This is a genomic window from Legionella quateirensis, from assembly GCF_001467955.1.
GTDB classification, from domain to species: Bacteria; Pseudomonadota; Gammaproteobacteria; order Legionellales; family Legionellaceae; genus Legionella; species Legionella quateirensis.
In genome coordinates, this window is record NZ_LNYR01000034.1 from 12144 (window position 1) to 32996 (window position 20853).

Consider the following 20853-nt stretch of genomic DNA (forward strand, 5'->3'; position numbering starts at 1 on the left):
GGTTAGATGTCTAATAATGTATCTATGGATAATTCCTGTGATGGTGATAATGGTTCTCCTTTATCTTGAACACATGATTTTATTGTCATGGTATTCCGATTAGCGTTACCGATGCAATAAACCATGTAACCTGAACTATTAATCATAAAAATGATGATTCTAAAATGACCTGCGGCATCAGGATTGGATGTTTTTACATTGAGTCTGTAGTCCCCTGGATTGGGTAACTCTTTCAATTTATTTTTGATGCATTGGACAACCTTATCTTCTTTATCTTCAGAGGTATTATAACAATTGGTTATGATGGATATGGCTTGCTTATGATATTCTTCGGCTGAAACGACGCCCCATGGTATCAAGATTAAAATGAGGCTACCTATTAATTTGATTGGATTCATCATTGCTCTATAAATATACCAGTTTGATTAATTATAGAGCTATGATAAAGAAAAAGTAAAATAAAGTAATCAGGTAATTCTTATTCCAAAACACTCTATTTGGGCGATTGAAAGGTCTGTTTATAAGATAAAGCCTGTTGTAGATAATTTAAACTGACTTTTTTGCTTTCATTCATATCCGCTATAGTTCTCGCTACCTTGAGCAGGCGATGATAACTGCGGGCAGAGAGTTTCAATTTATTCATGGCCTCATTTAAAAAGGTATTTTCTCTTTCACCTAACTCACATAACTGCTCGCATTGTTTCGAACTTAAGTTAGCATTGATACAGTTTTGGCGCATCATTTGTATCGAACGAACCTTGATGACTTTTTCCCTGATTAACTCACTTTGTTTTTCTGGATTTAAATTAGGTTTAATTAACTCATCCGGAGGTAATGCCTGCACCGTAATATGCATATCAATGCGATCCAATAGAGGTGCTGAGAGCTTGGTTAAGTATCGACTAATACGATCTGGAGTGCATAAACAGTTTGCCTGAGCGTTACCCCACTGCCCACAAGGGCATGGATTCATTGCGGCGATTAACTGAAATTGGGCTGGAAACTCCGTTTGAGCAGCTGCTCTGGAAATACAGATATGCCCCGATTCCAATGGCTCCCTCAGTGTTTCCAGGACTTGTCGATTAAATTCAGGTAACTCATCAAGAAATAAGACTCCATGATGCGCCAACGAAATTTCTCCAGGTTTTGGAGGATTTCCTCCTCCAACCAGAGACATGGGGGAAGCGGTATGGTGGGGAGCACGGAAAGGAGGTGAGCGCCACTCTGCGAAATCAGGTAGTTTACCGCGTATTGAGTTGATTGCAGCACACTCCAGTGCCTGGGTTTCAGTTAATTCGGGTAATAAAGTACTAAATCGTTTTGCCAGCATGGTTTTACCACTTCCTGGAGCACCACATAACAAGATGCTGTGTCCACCACAAGCGGCAATCTCCATCGCGTTTTTTGCATGGAACTGACCTTTGATATCTGACCAGTCCAGTTCATGAGTTGATTTAGTGTATTCTGGTCTGGGCGGAACGTTTTGTAATGGGATGTCATTGCATAGATAATTGCATACTTCTCTTAAATTGTTGGCAGTAAATACATCTTGATGCCCGGTTAATGATGCTTCAGGTGCATTGGTAGCGGCAATTATCAATAATTGCTTGTCTTTATGAGCTGCAAGCACCGCCGGTATAATGGCGGATACTCCTCTAAGTTCGCCACTTAAAGCCAGTTCGCCAATAAATTCATGATTCATTAATTTATTGGGAGGTATTTGGCCTGATGCCGCAAGAATCCCCAACGCAATTGGTAAATCAAAACCACTACCTGATTTAGGTAAATCAGCAGGCCCCAGGTTCACCGTGATTTTACGGCATGGAAATTCAAATTGACTGTTGATAATCGCGCTACGCACTCGGTCTTTACTTTCTTTTACTGCAGTTTCAGCAAGTCCTACCATGGTGAAACCAGGTAAACCATTTGAAAGATGTACTTCTACTGATACGGATTGTGCCAGTATGCCAATAGTGCTACGCGTTTTGGTAAATGCGAGATTCATGATGTAGTTTCCTGTTGTGTTGGACATTAAGCAGTTTTTATTTCCTGAACTGCTTTTTAAATTTAAATCATAGTGTTCTTCTGAATGATGTGAATAACACAATCCAATTCGCGTTGAGCCAGATATCAAAAAACATCAATTGTCTCGTCAATCTGAGAACTTCATCACATCATCCAAGCCTGCAGGGAATCAGATTTCCTGATTTTTACTTTCTTGAGCTTTCAATAACTCATCAACTTGTTTTTGCAGTTGTTCCAACTTTTCCCTGGTACGGGTAAGAACTTTACACTGGACATCAAACTCATCCCTGGTAATTAAATCCAGACGGGCGAAGGTAGCCTGTAAAACTTCTTTAAATTTTTGTTGAATGTCATTTTCAATATTCTGTAGACTGGTAGGCAGAGTGGCAAAAAGCATTTGAGCCAAATCGTCAAATTGTTTCGTGTCGAACATAATTACTCCATGTTTATTTTTGCTGACAGTCTAACAAAACTGCCACTCAAGAACTATACCCAGACAATTGAGTTTGAAAGTACTTTTTAAATTTTACACAACACAATGGAAACAATATGAAAATGATTACCGCAATCATTAAGCCCTTTAAGCTGGATGATGTACATGAAGCCTTGATAGAAATAGGTGTTCCAGGAATAACAATTTCCGAAACTCGTGGTTTTGGTCGTCAAAAAGGGCATACAGAATTGTATCGAGGGGCAGAATATGTAGTAGATTTTCTTCCCAAAATTAAAATTGAATTGGCAGTTCCAGAAAATATGGTGGAGGTCGCAATTGAAGCGATTTGTAAATCAGCCTATACAGGAAAAATTGGAGACGGCAAAATTTTTGTTTATGAGCTGCAGCAGGTGGTGAGGATTAGAACGGGTGAAGTAGGAAATGATGCCCTGTGAACGGTTGTATTTGGCGCATCTTAACAGAAATGGCTTAGAAAAAAATGCTCATGTACCTGATGTACACTGCGCTTTTTTTCTAAGCCATTTCTGTTAACCTGCACTCAAATCCAACCGTTCATTCGAAGTTGATGGCATCTTACAAACTGTAAAAAATACTCATATACCTGATGTACACTGCGCTTTTTTTTAAGACAATTTATAAGCTTGTACTTAGCTCTCATTGTTCATTTGATATTTTAGGAAAATGAGTTTTCAGATTTGGGGAAAACGCCAATAGACGGCTTTTTGAGTGACTACTGCATCAAGTGGAACATCCCAGGGTTCAGGAATCAGAAAATTCACTTTTTGGAATTGATAAGCTACGCCCAGGAACAAGCAGTTTTTCTTGTTCACTAATGTTCGGTCATAATAACCTGATCCCATCCCCAGTCTTGTACAATAGGGATCAAAAGCTACCAGCGGTATGATGATCAGATCCAGTTGCTCTATAGGTATTGCCAGATCACGGCTTACATCAGGTTCAGGTATACCGTAGCGATTATTTTTAAAAGGAGTTTTAGGTGTAGCCGGTAAAAAGGAAAGTGTTGAATTTTGATTTAATACAGGAAAATAGCAGAATTTTCCTTGTAATGGAGCACTATGCCATAGGCTAATTAAATCAACTTCCCCATTGATTGCAAAATACATGGCAATACTCTTCGCCTTTCTGTATTCTTCAAGCACTCTAATTCGATTACAAATTTGATTAGAAGATTTGACTCGATAAGGAACTGAAATTTTAGAACGCACTTGCTTTATGGAGTTACGTAAAGCAGTTTTTAAATGATCAGGCATACTATTACTTATGTTATTTCTCTTCATTGATTATTAGTCGTTTAGAATGAAACTTCAAGTATTTATCCTCTTAGTTCCTGATTTAATAAGCATAAGATTTACGAGCAACGCACAATTTTTTCGCAAATAGGACATTTTAATCAATTTGAGAGACGTCATCTTGAACGAAATGAGAGATCTCCTGAATCCGGCCTGGTGTCTGCTTTTTGAGTTCCTTCACGGCGCTTAGGATGACGAAATTTTCGAGGTAATTGAGTAGTAAAAAAATTTCTTCTGCCTTGACCTTGGGATTTTTCATAATATCTGAATAAAATAAAGAAGTTACTGAATCCTGATTTTTAGAATATCCACATATCAATAATCTGTATAAAGAAAAAATTTTTTAAAAAAACTAGGCAAAAAAAAGAAAATAGGGTATATAGCCGTCCTGGTATTTTGTTCCACTGAATAAGTGAATTAACGAATTGATGTTAACTCTCTGAGAGAAAGGGTATGACTGACTTATTTGAAGAAGATGAAGAAGAAATAATTGAAGTTGTAGATGATTTTGAAGATGTAGAAGTAGATACTGAATTTGCTGATATACCGGCTAATGGTTTAGATGCTCGCAGACGTTTGGAAAATATGTTGGAAGAAAAACGATTACGAGATGAACTTGATGATTTCGTAGATTATTAAAGATGGGTTTTTAATGCATACAAGGGTATTAATAGACAAGGGCGATATTATCCCTGTATTTGGAATTGATGATCGTATCTTTTTGGGTGAGGGATTGTTCGAGACTATTAAAGTTGATAGTTCCAACCCCTGTTTTGCCGCGTTGCATTGGCAAAGGCTGTCTCGTTCTGCTCGTCAGCTCGGTATTCCTTTTGATCTGTCATTGGATGACTGGTGTGAGCATCTCATTCAGCAAATTAGACGTGACAACTTGTACCATGGGGGGATAAAAGCCATATTAAGCGGCGGTTCTGCTCCCAGAGGATTGGCAGAGCGCGGCCAGGTTAGCCAGCTGATATTTCAGACATTTAATTATCATATCCTTAATCATCCCATACGTTTGAGCAGTGCTTCCTGGTTAAGGGATTCAGCAAATCCAATATATCAGTTGAAAACGGTTAATTATCTGGAGGCCATATTGGCACGACGACAGGCGTTAACGCTTGGTGCGGATGATGCTTTATTTTTTAACCAACAGCATTTCGCAACTGAAACTACTTGCGCGAACCTGTTTTTGATAATGGGCAATCAATTAATAACACCTCCTCAGGAACATGGTGTTTTACCAGGCATTACCCGGTCACGAATTTTTTCACTGTGTCAGGAACATGACATCCCCTGTATCGAGAAGGGGGTAACAAAAGTCATGATCGAAGAAGCTGATGCCGTGTTTATATCTAATTCCTTGCAGGGAATCAGGGCTGTACTAGCCGTTGATCAGGTGATTTTTGAGGTGGCTCATCCTTTGATAGCGCAATTAATCACCTTGCTTTCTTTTGATGAACTTAATTATACAAAGAAACAAAACAGCTATACCGGTGAGTAAAATACCCCCATTTCTATAAAAATGGTTGGGCTGGGCAAGAGCATCCATTCCTGCATATCCAAAATAAGTATAAATAATTTCTGCTGGTATTAGAAAAACAAAGGTTGTTATGAGATAAAGACGAAATTTAATACCGGTTATACCCATACCGTAGTTAACCAGGTTAAAAGGGACTATAGGAACTAATCGTAAGAAAGCGACAAATATCCAGCCTTTTTCATCAACTCCGGTAATTAATTTATTCAACTTTTCCCCGCGTTTTTTTGAAAACCAATCATAAGTCAGATGTCTCGTAATTAGAAAAGCGAAGGCAGCGCCACTGGTTGCTCCCAATAAATTTAATATCAGACCAAATAATGGTCCAAATATAGCTCCGCCAGCGAGTGTTAATACCATGGTAGGTAATAGCATTAATGTTGCCAGGCAGTAAATCAGAATAAAAAGTACAGGCGCAAGCCATCCGAGATCATCAATCCAGTTAATGATTTCAAGAGAGTGCCGTTGAAATGCAATGGCACAAATAATAAAAGAGGCCAAGGCCAAAATGAAGCAACCGGTTTTAACAGGATGGATTTTTTTGTAATTCATATCCTTCACTTTATTACAGGTATGAGATAGTCGCAAGTAATCTGGCTGATAATTCCAATTTAAGCCTTGCTCCGTTCTCGGCTAATAGCTATTTAAATTGGTTTCAATCTTGTAATATAGGATTTGATTGTTTTAACCAAAGTAAATTTTTAGAGATTTGATAATATGGAACATTTGAGCTGGAAAGAAAAGCAACTTCAAAGAGCGAGACGCTGGATTAAAGCCTTGCTGGTGACCTGGTTTCGAGTAGAGGTGAAGGGGCATTATCAACCTGCGGTTAACTCAGTGATTATCGCAAACAGAACTTCTGTGATTGATGTACTCTTGCTGTCTGTATTTTTACCTGAGCGATTGACCATCGCTTTACATCCCTTAATGTTTAAAAAATTATGGGTAAAGATAGTATTGCTTTTCGCAGAGGTCATTGTTATCGATCCGGGCAGCGCCAGAGCGACCAGGGTATTGATTAAAGCAATCCGCTCCGGAAAACGCTGCGTTATTTTTCCACAAGGATTAATAGGTCAGCAAGAAGATAGTCTTAAGGTTTATGATGGTCCTGGAGTTGTTTTGCAGAAAGCGGGCGCTGAGGTCATTCCTATTCGTATAGAAGGCGCTGAGCATAGCATATTCTCGATCAGCAAGAGCAAACACAGCATTCGCATCGCTCCCAAAATTACGCTCCATGTAATGCCTTCGCAGTTATTCATCCAACCGGAACATGTGCCAGTAAACCGACATGCAGTCAGTATGCGTTTATTTCGCTTGATTGGCGATTTGGCATTTGCGAACAGTTTTCAGCCGCAAACTCTTTTTTCTGCATTGATTGAAGGGGTTGCTGTAGGCGTTAGAAATAAAGCTAAAATTGAAGACAGCAACCGGACGCCTTTGACTTACCGACAGTTTATCGCTCGTTGTTTTATTCTCGGAAAGCAAATCAAAAAGCAGACAGTGGCAGGAGAACATGTTGGGGTCATGATGCCCACCACCATTGCGGGTATGGTCACTTTTTTTGCTTTACAGGCGTACAGACGTATTCCAGCCATGTTGAATTTCAGTATGGGATTTTATAATTTGCTGTCCGCGTGCAATACCGCTGGAATCAAGTCGATTTATACTTCTCGGCAATTTATTGCCACTGCCAAACTGGAGGCATTAATTGATGAATTACAGGCAGCAGGCCTCACTATTCACTATCTGGAAGACTTCAAACTAACCATAAACCTGGCTAATAAAATTTCTGGTCTGGTGAAAGGAATGTTTCCTACTCTGGTTTATAAACTCCTTGGGGAAACTATTTTACCTGATCAGACCGGTGTGGTTTTGTTTACTTCGGGTTCAGAAGGTGTGCCAAAAGGAGTGGCTTTGAGCCATGCTAATATTTTAGCGAATTGTTGCCAAATGAAGTCACGGGTAGATTTTACTTCCCGTGATGTCTTTTTTAATGCCCTGCCAATTTTTCACTGTTTTGGATTAACTGCTGGAAGCATTATTCCATTGATTACAGGGATTCAATGCTTTTTCTATCCTTCACCATTGCATTATAAAGTGATTCCAGGCTTGGTTTATGAAACCGGAGCTACCATAATGTTTGGGACTGATACCTTTTTAACAGGCTATGCGCGTGCAGCTGACCGACATGATTTTAGCAGTGTTCGTTATATTTTTGCTGGCGCAGAAAAAGTGAAACCAGAAACGTTAAGATATTGGTCAGAAACGTTTGGGGTTAAAATCTATGAAGGATATGGTGCTACAGAAGCATCCCCAGTCATTTCTCTTAATTGTCCTTTGGCATCAATTCCGGGAAGTGTAGGGATGATTTTGCCATCTATGGAAAGCCGTATAGTCCCTGTAGATGGAATTGCGGTGGGCGGACGTTTGCAGCTGCGTGGTCCTAATATTATGCGTGGTTATATGAATGCAGATAAGCCAGGAACAATAATTCCACCATTTGATGGCTGGCATGATACTGGCGATATTGTCACTATGAATGAGGATAGTTTTATAACTATTTCCGGACGAGCAAAACGCTTTGCCAAAATTGCGGGGGAGATGGTTTCTCTGACTGCTGTTGAAGGCATAGCTGCATCTATATGGCCAGAATTATTGCATGCGGCGGTCACTAGAAAATGCCCGAGAAAAGGCGAGCAGATTTTGTTATTTAGTGAAGCACTAAATGCCGATAAGATGAGTTTTATTAAAAAAATTCATGAATTGGGTCAATCAGAACTGCTTGTTCCCCACACAATTTATCCTGGCAGTAAAATTCCGATTTTGCCCTCTGGTAAAATTGATTATATTTCTTTGGAACACAGCATTCAGGAAGAACAACAGCATGAAGAGGAAGTAGTATAAATGAAAATCATGATAATCATCGTTCTGTTGATTGGCTGTGTTGTGGGAGTGATGTATCTATTTCCGCAAATTAATTTCAGGGAAATGCCTAAAGGCTTGCTCGATGGACAATTACCTGAAGCAAAACCTAATTGGGTAAGCAGTTTCGTTGCCGCAGATAACGCGCATTACATTGCTCCACTGAAGGTTGAAACCTTGGCCAAATTATCTGTATGCATCCAAAGTAAAGTTCCTGAAGTCACTATGACACAACTGAATGAATCCAATCTCATCGCGTACAGACAAAGCAAGGTATTTCATTTTGTTGATTGGCTGGTTATTCGTTCGGATGGAAATGTAGTTTCCAGTGCTACTATGGGGCGATCTGATTTTGGTAAAAACAGAGAGCTTATAGAGCACATTAGAACAGCATGTTGTTGAGTATTCAGCACGAGTCGGTCGGGCAATAAAGAGTCTGATCGACGTTTGCTTGATTCTGTAATTGACTAGTTAACCTCAGACATAAACACTCAAATTGTTTTGCTATTTAACCGAATAGGTAACGTTCTTCTTGAATAAATACTCATTTAATCGATCTGGAATTCCATAAAAAATGGACTATTATTAGATCGGTTGTTAATTTGTTGCTCGATTATAAGGAGATTATCATGAACCTGATGCAATATGAACCTTGGAATATGCTGCGACATATCAAGGATGATGTGGATACTTTATTTCAAAATAATTTATTGAGCGGTGGTAAAAATCTGTCTTCATTTTTAAAAAATGAACTATGGCCTGAAGTGGATATTGAAGAAAAAGAACATTGTTATAGTGTAAAAGCCAATTTACCCGGTATGGAAGCAAAGGATTTGAATGTACATTTTGGTAATGGCATATTAACTTTATCCGGCGAATTATGTTCAGAGCATAATGAAAAAGGCAAGAATTTTATTTGCACTGAACGCACCAGTGGTTCATTTTCTCGTCAATTTAGCCTCGAAGGCGTTTCTGATGACGCTAAAATTGATGCTAAATTTAAAAATGGAGTATTGAGTGTAGAAATTCCAAAGATGACATCCAAAGCTCATAAAAATAGAAAAATTGAGGTTAAATCAGAGTAAACAATTGATGAGTTATCCGTGATCTTTGATGTTGTGATCTCTTAATGGGAATAGAACCAGATTCTATCCCATTGAGATGATTCGACAGTAAGTACAGCTGTCGAATCATTAAAGCGAATCAGTATTACCTCGATTATTTTTTTAATACATAACTTCCCGGAGCATCCATTATTGGCGGCAAAGGAAGTTGATCCAATACTGGCGCTGCTATGGATTTACCCGAATGAGCTTTTAGCCATTTGAGCCACTCTTCCCACCAGGAGCCAGGATGTTCAACAGAATGTTCCAGCCATTCATCAGCACTGGCCGGGCAATTGTTGTTGGTGCGGTAACCGTATTTTTTTGCAACCGGTGAGTTAATAATACCCGCTATGTGCCCTGAGCCACCCAGTACAAAACGTTTAGGTCCGTTCATGAGTTGAAAGCCAGTATAAGTGGTTTTCCAGGGGGCTATATGATCCTTTTGTGTGGAAAGAAAAAATGTGGGTATATCAATAGCTCTTACATCAATAGGTGTATTATTGAGCTTTATTTTACCGGGTTTTACTAAATCGTTATGCAAATACATCCAGCGTAAATATTGCGAGTGCATTGTGGCTGGCATGTTGGTTGAATCGGCATTCCAAAACAGGATATCAAAAGGAACCGGATTTTTTCCATGCAAGTAATTTTTAATGAAAAATGACCATATTAAATCGTTTGCACGCAGTGAGTTGAAGCTGGACGCCATAAATTTACCATCAAGATACCCTTTTGCATCCATCTCGGCTTCTAATTTTTTAATTTGTTGTTCATCGATAAAAACGGATATATCACCAGGATCACTAAAATCAATCATTGCTGCGAGGAACGTCGCACTGCGAATCGAGTTATCCTGATGCATTTTATTATAAGCCAATAAAGTCGCTAGCAGAGTACCTCCGATACAAAATCCCAATGTATTTACTTCTTTGACGTTTAATTGCTTCTGAATAGTTGCAATGGCAGTCATTGGCCCTTCTTTTAAATAATCATATAAACTTTTTTTGGCAAATCGTTCATCAGGATTAACCCAGGAAATAATAAAAACAGTAATTCCCTGAGAAACCAGCCATTTAATTAATGAATTATGTGGACTTAAATCCAAAATATAATATTTATTAATCCAAGGTGGAATCATGAGCAGAGGTATTTGTTTTACCTTAGCTGTTTGTGGCGTGTATTGAATCAATTCCATCATGGCATTGCGAAAGACGACCTTTCCGGGAGTGGTCGCAATATTGACTCCAAGTTTAAATGCATCAGTATCCGTCATTTTGATGTTTAATCGTGATGAGTTTACTTCCAAATCGTTGAGCAGATTATGCAGACCATGCAACAGATTTTTTCCACGGCTTTGTATGGTTTCTGCAATGAGCTGGGGATTGGTATGGATAAAATTGGCGGGAGAGAGGGCATCTAAATAGTGTTTGGCAAAAAAACGTACTCGTTTTGCTAAATTTTTATCCCCATATTCCATTTTTTCCAACAAGGAATTCATGTGTTCATTGGCGAGAAGATATTGCTGACTTAACAGATTAAAAAAAGGATTATTGAGCCAATCATCTCCATTGAATCGATGATCTTCAATGGGCATGGTTTTCCCTTGTAGCCAATGATTCAATTGATTCTGAGCTAAATTGACCGCATCCTCCCAATAATTCAATTGCATTTGCCACACTTTTTCTGGATTGTTTAGTAGGACGTTAATTAAATTTTGAAAATTTTCTGTTAAATCAATAAATTGACTCAATAAGGCAGGAAGTTGGTTTGGCATTTCTTTTAATTCAGTAATAATTTGCAGACTTTTTTCTGCAACGGACTGCATCAGATCACTGATTTCCTTGTCGTGAGTCATCCTGTCTCCTGAAGACCAATAATTTTATTCTTTATTCTTAATCCTTTAAGTGAGATTAGCAAGAGTAAAAATTGGTTATTAGTTGAAATTTATGCCAAACTTTTTAGTATCATCATAACGAGATGCATCATCATGAAGAAAATCATTGTTTCTGTCTTGGTCGTTATCGGTATTTATTCGGTATTATTATTCGGTTATAAATTCCTGTTTTCTCGAGCTGGGACAACCATGTATGCGGGGGCTCCTGCTGTTTATAAAACCATGGATAATACGGTTACCGGTTCTGCCGCAATGAGTACAGAAAAACCAGCACAGGTTCAATCAGAACAGGTGATGAGGAGAATGATTATTCGAAATGCGCAATTGTCTTTGCAAGTGAATGATATTCCAAAAGCTATGGATGAAATAACCCAAATAGCGGATCACTCGGGAGGATATGTAGTCAATTCTGAATTGAATCAAAATGTTTCTTATGGCGGTGGGGAATATGCAAAAATCAGCATCCGTGTGCCAGCCAATGGTTTAAACAGTGCGCTCAATACTTTAAAAGGTTTGGCTATAAAAGTCGTACAGGAATCCATAACTGGAGAGGATATTACCCAACAATACGTAAATCTTGAAAGTGAATTAAATAACTTAAAAACAACTAAGGCGCAACTCGCCAAAATCATGCAAGGCGCGACAAAAACAGAAGACGTACTGTTGGTTTTTCAACAACTAAGTGAAACACAACGGAAAATAGACGTTACTGAGGGGCAAATCAAATATTATAAAGAATCAGTAGCTTATTCTTTAATTACAATTGATTTAAGTATGAATCCCGAGATTCAGATAACTTATGATTCAAAGTGGCAAATTACCGAAGTGATTTCCGAATCCTATCAAGAATTAATCAAAACTTTGCGGCAATTTACTTATGGGATTATAGAGTTTTTCATATTTTTCGTTCCTTTGATGTTGATTTGGGCTGTGATTGTATTAATTGTATTTTTGATAGGAAGAGCCTTATACAAGAAGTTTAAATAAATGGTACTATAATCCGTTTACGATATCTCACGCAGTTGAAATGCGAATGAGGAGGTATTGTATTATTAAAATACAGACAGGGAGTATGATGGTTAAAATCATTCGCAATGAACACTTAATAACTCAATTCATTCTTTTGTTATTTATCGGAATAGGTATTCTTCTGCCCGTATACGCATACTCAGTCAATGAGAACAGTCAGGCGGGAGTTAAAGCTCCTGAAGTGAGCGATAAAGAAAAAAACGAACGAGAATTGGTTGTATTAATTCATGGATTAATGCGTACTTCCATGAGTATGAGTTTGTTGAAGTCGTTTCTGGAACATCAGGGGTATACTGTGTATTCATACAGTTATCCATCAGCAAAATATACTATTCACGAACACAGTATTAATTTAAATCAATACATTGAGCAAGTATTAGCAAATAATCCCGGAGTTAAAATTCATTTCATTACCCATAGTCTTGGAGGGATAATTGTTAGGGAAGCCATAGCCAAACTGTCGAAAGATCAGTTAAAGAACATTGGGTATTTGATCATGATGGCGCCGCCAAACCAAGGGTCTTTTTTAGCCAAATTATCTACAAAAATGTTTCCGATATTTACATCTCCCATAAAGCCTTTGGCAGAACTGAGTTCCGACCAATCCTCGTATGTACATCATGTTCCTGTACCCAAAATTAGAATGGGGATAATCGCGGGGCGATTTGATGCAAAAGTGCCGCCTTCATCTGCTGATTTGGATGGAAAAGCAGATCTCGTCGTTATCAATTCTACTCATACCTTTATCATGAATAATTTTAAGACACAGAAATTAATACTGAGTTTTCTGGAAAAGGGTACTTTTGATGATGAATGAGGTTACCAAAAGGCATCATTCTATTAGGGTTTTACTGTATTGATATCCGACGAACAGACCCTCGTTCCTTGCTCTCTATTTATACTCAATAAATATCTATTAATGTGTCAAAAATGGTATTTTGATTGGATATTTTCCTTATAATAAGGTACTATTCGCCTTTTGCCATATATAGAACTAATTTGGTACTATATTTATACTATAAGATCTAAAAGCAGAATTGAATCCACAACCAGGGTTTATCCTGAATTAAGACCTTTTTGGTACTAGATAATTCGGTTTGGGGGTGTTATGCTGCGCCTTAGCAAATTGGCTGATTATGGAACAGTGGTGATGGTATATCTTGCCAAGCATGCACAGGAACTGTGTAATGCTCGTGATATCGCCTTACATACCCATTTAGCTGTACCAACAGTCAGTAAAATATTAAAACGTTTAACCAGTGCAGGGCTGTTAACTTCAGTGCGTGGAGTAACCGGGGGATACAGGCTGCAAAGGCCGGCTACTGAAATATCAGTGTCACAAATTATTTATGCGTTGGAAGAACATCGTGGATTTACCGAGTGCAGTTTGCAACCCAATGATTGTTCTTTGCAGGGAGTATGTACCATTCAGGGTAATTGGCGCTTAATAAGCCGTGCGATAGAAACTGCGCTGGATAGTGTCAGTTTGGAAGCATTGGCAAAACCAACTCTTCATACACAGGATGTTGATCGAGTTCGGCAATTAGCAAGTGGAGTAAATCGTGGCTAAAAGCAGTGAGCATATTAATTCTCTGCTCGACAGAGATTATCAACATGGTTTTATAACCGACATTGAAGTGGATACTTTTCCACCCGGATTGAATGAGGATGTCATTCGTCGTCTGTCCGCAATTAAGGGCGAACCTGAATTTCTATTGGAATGGCGTTTAAAAGCATTCAGACACTGGCTCACCATGCCTCATCCTGAATGGTCCAGCGTGCACTATCCTCCCGTGGATTATCAAGCGATTTCTTATTATTCTGCACCAAAAAATAAAAAAGATGCACCAAAAAGTCTTGATGAGGTTGATCCTGAATTATTAAGGACTTATGAAAAGTTAGGCATTCCATTGAGAGAGCAAGAAATGCTGGCTGGAGTTGCTGTTGATGCTGTTTTTGACAGTGTCTCTGTTGCAACTACTTTTAAAGCCAAACTGGCTGAAAAAGGAGTGATTTTCTGCCCCTTTTCAGAAGCGGTTCATGAGCATCCTGATTTATTGATGAAATACTTGGGTTCAGTTGTACCTTATAGAGATAATTTTTATGCTGCATTGAATTCTGCTGTATTCAGCGATGGCTCCTTTGTTTATATTCCCAAGGGTGTTCGTTGTCCAATGGAGTTATCTACTTATTTTCGTATCAATGCCGCATCTACAGGTCAGTTTGAGCGTACGCTTATTGTTGCTGATGCCGACAGTTATGTATCTTATCTTGAAGGATGTACTGCGCCCATGCGTGATGAAAATCAACTGCATGCAGCAGTTGTAGAACTGGTGGCTTTGGATGGCGCGCAAATTAAATATTCAACGGTTCAAAACTGGTATCCTGGTGATAAAGAAGGTAAAGGTGGAATATATAATTTTGTGACCAAGCGCGGTGCCTGCAGAGGCAAGCGTTCAAAAATTTCCTGGACTCAAATTGAAACAGGATCGGCGATAACCTGGAAATATCCCAGCGTTATTCTGCAGGGCGATGATTCTGTAGGTGAATTTTATTCCGTTGCTTTAACGAATAATTGTCAACAGGCTGATACGGGAACCAAAATGATTCATTTGGGAAAAAATACCCGTTCGACCATTATTTCAAAAGGGATTAGCGCCGGACGCGCCCATAATGCATATCGCGGTCTGGTTCGCATTGCGCCAACGGCTACCAATGCACGTAATTACACTCAATGTGATTCGATGTTAATGGGAAGTGAATGCTCAGCTCATACTTTTCCATACATCGAAGTAAAAAATCCGACTGCTCAGGTAGAGCATGAAGCGACTACATCAAAAATCAGTGAGGAACAATTATTCTATTGCCAACAACGAGGCATAGATACTGAAGATGCAGTCTCAATGATCGTCAACGGCTTTTGTAAGCAGGTATTGAAAGAATTACCAATGGAATTTGCGGTGGAAGCCACTAAATTGTTAGGAATAAGTTTAGAAGGGGCAGTAGGTTAATATGTTAAAAATTAATGAACTCAATGTCGCAGTGAATGCACAATCAATTTTAAAAGGCATCAATTTGCAGGTTAACGCCGGTGAAGTGCATGCCATAATGGGACCTAATGGTTCAGGCAAGAGTACTTTGTCTAAAGTGCTGGCTGGGCATCCTTCTTATCAGGTAACCAGTGGTGAAGTAGATTATTTTGGGAAGGATTTATTACCGTTGTCACCTGAAGAAAGAGCACAGGCCGGTATTTTTATGTCCTTTCAATACCCGGTTGAAATACCAGGGGTAACCAATATCAACTTTTTAAAGGCTTCAGTCAACGCTGTTCGAAAGGGACAGGGTCGAAATACTCTGGATGCTATAGAATTTTTGAGTTTCATTCGTGAAAAATGCCAATTACTGGATATGGATGAAAGCTTTTTATATCGCAGCATTAACGAAGGATTTTCCGGCGGTGAGAAAAAACGGAATGAAATTCTTCAAATGGCGGCACTGGAGCCAAAGCTGGCTATACTTGATGAAACAGATTCGGGTCTGGATATTGATGCATTACGGATTATTTCACAGGGCGTCAATGCCATGCGATCTGCCGAGCGTTCTATAATTTTAGTGACCCATTATCAACGCTTACTCGATTATATCGAGCCTGATTTTATCCATGTTCTGGTGAATGGCCGTATTATCATGTCTGGTGATAAATCTTTGGCGCTTGAGCTGGAGAAAAAAGGTTATAGCTGGCTTGAAGAAACGGAGCAGTGATGAACGAGATTTTAAGTTTTTATCAACAGCAGGCTAAAGCCGGGAAATCTACTATTCCCTGGCTTGCACAAATGCAGACTAAAGCGCTGGATAAATTAAGTCGTCAAGGATTTCCAACCCGTCACGATGAAGAATGGAAATATACTCTGCTGGATTCTTTACTCAAACAACCGTTTGAGATACCTCAACATGCGAGCAGTTTAAACGGTGTAACGTCTTCAAATCTGCCGGTGAAACACCAGGTGTTCATTCAAGATGGGGTGATTGTTAATGAACCTGAATGGATTAAACAATTACCGAAAGGTGTTTTGTTAATTCCCTTAGCCCTTGCTTTGACAACTCATGAAGACCTGATTAAAACTTATCTGGGTACCATCCTGAAACAGGAACATGGTTTTCATTGTTTGAATACAGCTCTGATTCATAGTGGGGTATTTTTATATATTCCCAGAGGCGTGTGTATTGAGGAACCTATTGCTTTAATTCATAGCCAGAATCTCGACAATCAGGCAGTACATCTAAGGCATTTGATTATTGCTGAGGCGGATAGCCAGGCGACTCTTTTGGAAGAGTATAAAGGTGCGGAACAGTGTTCTTATTTAACCAATACCGTTACTGAAGTATTTGTTGGCGCTGGCGCCAGATTGTCACATTACAAAATTCAGAACGAAAGTAAATCGGCTTATCATCTTGGTCATACCGCAGTGCGGCAATCCGCGCACAGTCAATTTTTCAATCACTCCCTGAGTTTGGGAGGAAAACTGGTGCGTGGTGATATCAGTATATACTTGCAGGAAGAGCATGCTCATTGTCTGATGAATGGTATTTATGCTCCTGCGGAAGGCCAACATGTCGATCATCATACAACCGTACATCATTTAGTACCAGAATGTTCCAGTGAACAAGATTATAAAGGCATTTTAACCGGTCGCTCACGGGCAGTATTTAATGGAAAAGTCATTGTATCCAAAGATGCCCAACATACAAACGCCAAACAGCAAAACAAGAATTTGCTGCTTTCTGCCAATGCTGAAATTGATACCAAGCCACAATTAGAGATTTTTGCTGATGATGTATTATGTTCTCATGGTGCAACCGTTGGGCAGCTGGATGAAGAAGCTTTATTCTATCTGGCCACGCGCGGAATAGGCAGATTGGAAGCATCGAAATATTTAATTCATGCATTTGCTCAGGACAATTTACGTCTCATTCAAAATCGTGACCTGGCTGATTGGATGGGGCAATTATTAACTCAACAGTTGGGGTACGCTAATGAGTACTAATCCTTCAGTAGTTACATCATTGGATTTTAATGCAATTCGTAATGATTTTCCTATTCTGAGTCAAAAAATCAACGATTATGATTTAATCTATTTTGATAATGCTGCAACGACCCAAAAACCTAAATCAGTAATTGATGCGATGACGCATTATTATGAGCACGATAATTCAAACGTACATCGCGGAGTTCATGCACTGAGTGTCAGAGCAACGGAGCTGTATGAAGATGCCAGAGCAAAAGTAAAGCGTTTTATTAATGCCAGGTCAGCTAAAGAATGCATTTTTGTACGCGGCACAACCGAAGGCATTAACCTGGTTGCTCAAAGTCTTGTTGCTCCTCATATAGTGCCCGGTGAAGAGATATTAATTACTCATATGGAACATCATTCCAACATTGTTCCCTGGCAAATGGTATGTAAACAAACAGGAGCAATCCTGCAGGTAGCCCCTATTTCACTAAATGGTGAACTATTGCTGGATGAGTTTGAAAAAAAATTAAATGAAAATACCAAATTTGTAGCCATTAATTACGTTTCCAATGCGTTGGGTACGATTAACCCAGTGAAAAAAATGATTGAAATGGCTCATGCTTACGGCGCCAAAGTATTATTGGATGGCGCTCAGGCAACAGCTCATTTACCCGTTGATGTTCAGGATCTGGATTGTGATTTTTATGCCTTTTCAGGGCATAAAATGTATGGTCCAACAGGTATAGGTGTACTTTGGGGTAAAGAAGAGCTTTTAAATGGTATGCCTCCCTATCAAGGTGGGGGCGAAATGATTAACTATGTGAGTTTCGAAGGCACTGAGTTTGCAGCGATTCCACATAAATTTGAAGCAGGTACACCTAATATTTCAGGTGCTATTGGTTTGGGTGCAGCTATTGATTATTTATGGTCTTTAGATCTGGATGTCATTGCTGAGTATGAAACTCAATTATTACGATACGCAACTGCGGCCGTTGAATCTGTAAAAGGTTTTAATATTATTGGTACTGCGGAACATAAAGTTCCAGTGATTTCTTTTGTGCATGGTAAGATTCATGCTCATGATATTGGCACCATTTTAGATAGTGAAGGCATAGCGATTCGTAGTGGACATCATTGTGCTATGCCTTTGATGGATTTCTTTGGTGTGGCGGCGACTTCAAGAATTTCATTGTCTTTTTACAATACCCAACAAGAAATTGATCTTTGTGTTGAAGCGCTGAAAAAAGTGAAAGAGGTATTTGCATGAATATGGAGTTGCGAGAACTTTATCAGGAAATCATTATTGATCATAATCGCAATCCGCGTAATCACCATTCCATGATGGATGCAACAACTCAGGCGAATGGGTTTAATCCTTTATGTGGCGATAAACTCACCGTATACGCCAAGATTGCTGATAATCTGATCACTGATTTAAGTTTTGTAGGCTGTGGTTGTGCGATTTCCCAAGCCTCAGCTTCTCTGATGACTGATGCATTAAAGGGTAAAACTGTTAAAGAAGCCCATGATTTGTTTCATCGATTTCATAATATGCTCACATTGGATGAGGAAGAACAATTAAATTCCATGGATAAATTGACGGTTCTTGCTGGTGTAAAGGCATTTCCCGCTCGGGTTAAGTGCGCTACTTTAGCCTGGCATACTTTGGAAGCAGCTTTAAATAAAGACACAACCATAGTGAAAACTGAATAACACGTATTTATAAAATTTGGCTATGTTGTTAGGGTTTGAATCGTCACGATGCGTTAGATAGAGGTCTGGCATGTTTGGTTTTAAGAAAAAACAGGATAATGAAGCAGTTAAAGAACAGGTGATATTGGCACTGAAAGGTGTATTTGATCCTGAAATTCCAGTCAATATTTATGATTTGGGATTGATTTATAATGTTGTCATTAATGATGAAGGTCACGTAGACATTCAAATGACACTTACAACTCCGGGTTGTCCTGTAGCACAAACATTCCCAGGAACTGTCGAACAGGCTGTAAATCAGGTCGAGGGTGTTAGTGATTGTTCCGTTGAGTTGGTATGGGAACCACCCTGGTCGCAGGAACGAATGACGGAAGCCGCACGACTAGAGTTGGGGATTTTTTATTAATGATGTTTGAATCGTCATGGCAGCCATCAGCCTCTATAGAATTATTACAGCAACGAGCCCGTTTTATCGCAAAAATACGCCAGTTTTTTAGCAATAGGCACTATCTCGAAGTTGAAACACCAATAATGGGTCAATTTGGTGTGACGGATGTGTACCTTAGTAATATCAGGGCTACTTTTAGAAACCGATCCTACTGTCTACAAACTTCCCCTGAATACCATATGAAACGGTTGCTTGCCGCAGGCAGCGGACCTATATTTCAGTTGGCTCGAGTTTTTCGAGATGATGAACTGGGGCGATGGCATAATCCTGAATTTACCTTATTGGAATGGTATCAGTTAGGTATCGATCATCATGCCTTGATGGAAGAGATGGATTTATTATTGCAAACGTTGATGCAATCCGAACCCATGATCAAAAAAACCTATCAAAAAGCGTTCATGGAAAGTTGTGATCTTGATCCGTTTACAGCCTCAATAGATCAATTTAAAAATGTATTGTCACAAAACCAACTGGAATCCGTGTTGTCTCCTCAAGAGCAGGATAGAGATCAGTATTTATTCTTATTAATGAGCCATGTTGTTGAACCCTTTCTGGGTAAACAAAATGCTCCGGTTGCTGTTTATGATTTCCCGCCTTCCCAGGCATCACTGGCTAAAATTCAGAATGGTGTTGCCGAACGTTTTGAGGTCTATTATCGGGGAGTCGAGTTGGCTAATGGATTTCATGAACTCACCGATGTTCATGCCCAGGCTAAACGCTTTGCTCAGGATCAAGATCATAGAAAACAACTTGGTTTGCCGGCAGTAGAAGCTGATCCGTTTTTATTACAGGCTTTGGAACATGGATTACCTTCATGCAGCGGTGTTGCTCTGGGAGTGGATCGATTGCTTGCATTAGCCTTAGATCAGCCCGGAATAGCGAATATCATTTCCTTCGACTTTTCAAGAGCCTGACAGGCTTTGAATGTAACTTCCCAAGATCCCCTGAAAACCTAATCCCGAACTCAATGAGAGATCTTTTGAACGTGGCACTGTGCCCGCATTTGGAGATCCTTCACTGCGTTCAGCATGATGAAATTCTCGGACTTGAACACATCACGTCATCCCGAATGGAATGAGGGATCTCCTGCATGTGGCACTGTGCTTGCATTTGGAGATCCTTCACTGCGTTCAGGATGACGAAATTCTCGGAATTGAACACATCATGTCATCCCGAATGCAATGAGGGATCTCCTGCGTGTGGCACTGTGCTTGCATTTGGAGATCCTTCACTGCGTTCAGGATGACGAAATTCTCGGAATTGAACATATCACGTCATCCCGAATGCAATGAGGGATCTCCCGCATGTGGCACTGTGCCTGCATTTGGAGATCCTTCACTGCGTTCAGCATGATGAAATTCTCGGACTTGAACACATCACGTCATCCCGAATGCCATGAA

Annotated in this window: 22 protein-coding genes; 16 read left to right on the top strand and 6 right to left on the bottom strand. The window is 39.5% G+C overall.

The window, feature by feature from the left end; genetic code table 11:
- Nucleotides 1–2: 2 nt before the first annotated feature.
- The 3 genes from Lqua_RS11490 to Lqua_RS11500 form a co-directional block, all read right to left on the bottom strand.
- Nucleotides 3–401, bottom strand: a complete 399-nt coding sequence (locus Lqua_RS11490) for a hypothetical protein (protein ID WP_133141092.1) — start codon at nucleotides 399–401, stop codon at nucleotides 3–5.
- A gap of 92 nt (nucleotides 402–493) precedes the next feature.
- Nucleotides 494–2005, bottom strand: coding sequence for a YifB family Mg chelatase-like AAA ATPase (locus Lqua_RS11495; RefSeq protein ID WP_058474431.1), 1512 nt, complete (start codon nucleotides 2003–2005; stop codon nucleotides 494–496).
- A 189-nt stretch (nucleotides 2006–2194) separates the two neighbouring features.
- Nucleotides 2195–2458, bottom strand: a complete 264-nt coding sequence (locus Lqua_RS11500) for an accessory factor UbiK family protein (protein ID WP_058474432.1) — start codon at nucleotides 2456–2458, stop codon at nucleotides 2195–2197.
- Nucleotides 2459–2574: 116 nt separating this feature from the next.
- Here Lqua_RS11500 and Lqua_RS11505 point away from each other — a divergent pair, with 116 nt between their 5' ends.
- The gene (locus Lqua_RS11505) at nucleotides 2575–2913 is read left to right on the top strand and encodes a P-II family nitrogen regulator (RefSeq protein WP_058474433.1); all 339 of its coding nucleotides are present in this window, start codon (nucleotides 2575–2577) and stop codon (nucleotides 2911–2913) included.
- 255 nt (nucleotides 2914–3168) lie between these two features.
- Here Lqua_RS11505 and Lqua_RS11510 read toward each other — a convergent pair whose 3' ends face one another.
- Nucleotides 3169–3750, bottom strand: a complete 582-nt coding sequence (locus Lqua_RS11510) for a 5-formyltetrahydrofolate cyclo-ligase (protein WP_058474434.1) — start codon at nucleotides 3748–3750, stop codon at nucleotides 3169–3171.
- A 492-nt stretch (nucleotides 3751–4242) separates the two neighbouring features.
- On the opposite strand from Lqua_RS11510, the gene Lqua_RS11515 reads away from it, so the two are divergent.
- Together Lqua_RS11515 and Lqua_RS11520 are read left to right on the top strand one after the other, a co-directional pair.
- The gene (locus tag Lqua_RS11515; protein ID WP_058474435.1) at nucleotides 4243–4428 is read left to right on the top strand and encodes a PA3496 family putative envelope integrity protein; all 186 of its coding nucleotides are present in this window, start codon (nucleotides 4243–4245) and stop codon (nucleotides 4426–4428) included.
- Nucleotides 4429–4441: 13 nt separating this feature from the next.
- A complete protein-coding gene (locus Lqua_RS11520; RefSeq protein ID WP_058474436.1) occupies nucleotides 4442–5293 on the top strand; it encodes an aminotransferase class IV in 852 nt (283 codons plus the stop codon).
- Here the strand turns inward: Lqua_RS11520 and Lqua_RS11525 are convergent.
- The gene (locus tag Lqua_RS11525) at nucleotides 5225–5881 is read right to left on the bottom strand and encodes a TVP38/TMEM64 family protein (RefSeq protein ID WP_058474437.1); all 657 of its coding nucleotides are present in this window, start codon (nucleotides 5879–5881) and stop codon (nucleotides 5225–5227) included. The genes Lqua_RS11520 and Lqua_RS11525 overlap by 69 nt on opposite strands.
- A 165-nt stretch (nucleotides 5882–6046) precedes the next feature.
- On the opposite strand from Lqua_RS11525, the gene Lqua_RS11530 reads away from it, so the two are divergent.
- The 3 genes from Lqua_RS11530 (at nucleotide 6047) to Lqua_RS11540 (ending at nucleotide 9336) form a co-directional block, all read left to right on the top strand.
- Entirely contained in the window at nucleotides 6047–8233 is a 2187-nt protein-coding gene (locus Lqua_RS11530) for an AMP-binding protein (RefSeq protein WP_058474438.1), read from the top strand.
- Nucleotides 8234–8653, top strand: a complete 420-nt coding sequence (locus Lqua_RS11535) for a DUF1499 domain-containing protein (RefSeq protein ID WP_058474439.1) — start codon at nucleotides 8234–8236, stop codon at nucleotides 8651–8653.
- A gap of 227 nt (nucleotides 8654–8880) precedes the next feature.
- Nucleotides 8881–9336, top strand: coding sequence for an Hsp20/alpha crystallin family protein (locus tag Lqua_RS11540; protein WP_058474440.1), 456 nt, complete (start codon nucleotides 8881–8883; stop codon nucleotides 9334–9336).
- A 133-nt stretch (nucleotides 9337–9469) separates the two neighbouring features.
- On the opposite strand, the gene Lqua_RS11545 is transcribed toward Lqua_RS11540, so the two are convergent.
- Nucleotides 9470–11212: a PHA/PHB synthase family protein gene (locus Lqua_RS11545; RefSeq protein ID WP_058474441.1), complete on the bottom strand. Its 1743-nt coding sequence runs from the start codon at nucleotides 11210–11212 to the stop codon at nucleotides 9470–9472.
- A gap of 132 nt (nucleotides 11213–11344) precedes the next feature.
- Between Lqua_RS11545 and Lqua_RS11550 the strand changes: the two genes are divergently transcribed.
- The 10 genes from Lqua_RS11550 to epmA all read left to right on the top strand — a co-directional run bounded on the left by Lqua_RS11550 (nucleotide 11345) and on the right by epmA (nucleotide 20367).
- Nucleotides 11345–12238, top strand: coding sequence for a DUF4349 domain-containing protein (locus Lqua_RS11550; protein WP_058474442.1), 894 nt, complete (start codon nucleotides 11345–11347; stop codon nucleotides 12236–12238).
- 85 nt (nucleotides 12239–12323) lie between these two features.
- The gene (locus Lqua_RS11555) at nucleotides 12324–13097 is read left to right on the top strand and encodes an esterase/lipase family protein (protein ID WP_420798062.1); all 774 of its coding nucleotides are present in this window, start codon (nucleotides 12324–12326) and stop codon (nucleotides 13095–13097) included.
- 291 nt (nucleotides 13098–13388) lie between these two features.
- Nucleotides 13389–13850, top strand: coding sequence for an SUF system Fe-S cluster assembly regulator (locus tag Lqua_RS11560; RefSeq protein ID WP_058474444.1), 462 nt, complete (start codon nucleotides 13389–13391; stop codon nucleotides 13848–13850).
- On the top strand, nucleotides 13843–15291 hold the full coding sequence (gene sufB, locus Lqua_RS11565) for a Fe-S cluster assembly protein SufB (RefSeq protein WP_058474445.1): 1449 nt from the start codon (nucleotides 13843–13845) through the stop codon (nucleotides 15289–15291). Before Lqua_RS11560 ends, sufB begins: the two co-directional genes overlap by 8 nt.
- Before the next feature lies 1 nt (nucleotide 15292).
- Entirely contained in the window at nucleotides 15293–16042 is a 750-nt protein-coding gene (sufC, locus tag Lqua_RS11570) for a Fe-S cluster assembly ATPase SufC (protein WP_058474446.1), read from the top strand.
- On the top strand, nucleotides 16042–17325 hold the full coding sequence (gene sufD, locus Lqua_RS11575; RefSeq protein ID WP_058474447.1) for a Fe-S cluster assembly protein SufD: 1284 nt from the start codon (nucleotides 16042–16044) through the stop codon (nucleotides 17323–17325). The genes sufC and sufD overlap by 1 nt, the downstream gene beginning before the upstream one ends.
- Nucleotides 17315–18559 carry a cysteine desulfurase gene (locus Lqua_RS11580; RefSeq protein ID WP_058474448.1) on the top strand — a complete coding sequence of 415 codons (1245 nt, stop codon included), beginning with the start codon at nucleotides 17315–17317 and terminating at the stop codon, nucleotides 18557–18559. The genes sufD and Lqua_RS11580 overlap by 11 nt, the downstream gene beginning before the upstream one ends.
- A complete protein-coding gene (gene sufU, locus Lqua_RS11585; protein WP_058474449.1) occupies nucleotides 18556–19005 on the top strand; it encodes a Fe-S cluster assembly sulfur transfer protein SufU in 450 nt (149 codons plus the stop codon). Before Lqua_RS11580 ends, sufU begins: the two co-directional genes overlap by 4 nt.
- Before the next feature lie 70 nt (nucleotides 19006–19075).
- A complete protein-coding gene (locus tag Lqua_RS11590) occupies nucleotides 19076–19411 on the top strand; it encodes an SUF system Fe-S cluster assembly protein (RefSeq protein ID WP_058474450.1) in 336 nt (111 codons plus the stop codon).
- Between the two features lie 2 nt (nucleotides 19412–19413).
- A complete protein-coding gene (gene epmA / locus Lqua_RS11595; RefSeq protein WP_058474732.1) occupies nucleotides 19414–20367 on the top strand; it encodes an elongation factor P--(R)-beta-lysine ligase in 954 nt (317 codons plus the stop codon).
- Nucleotides 20368–20853: the final 486 nt, after the last annotated feature.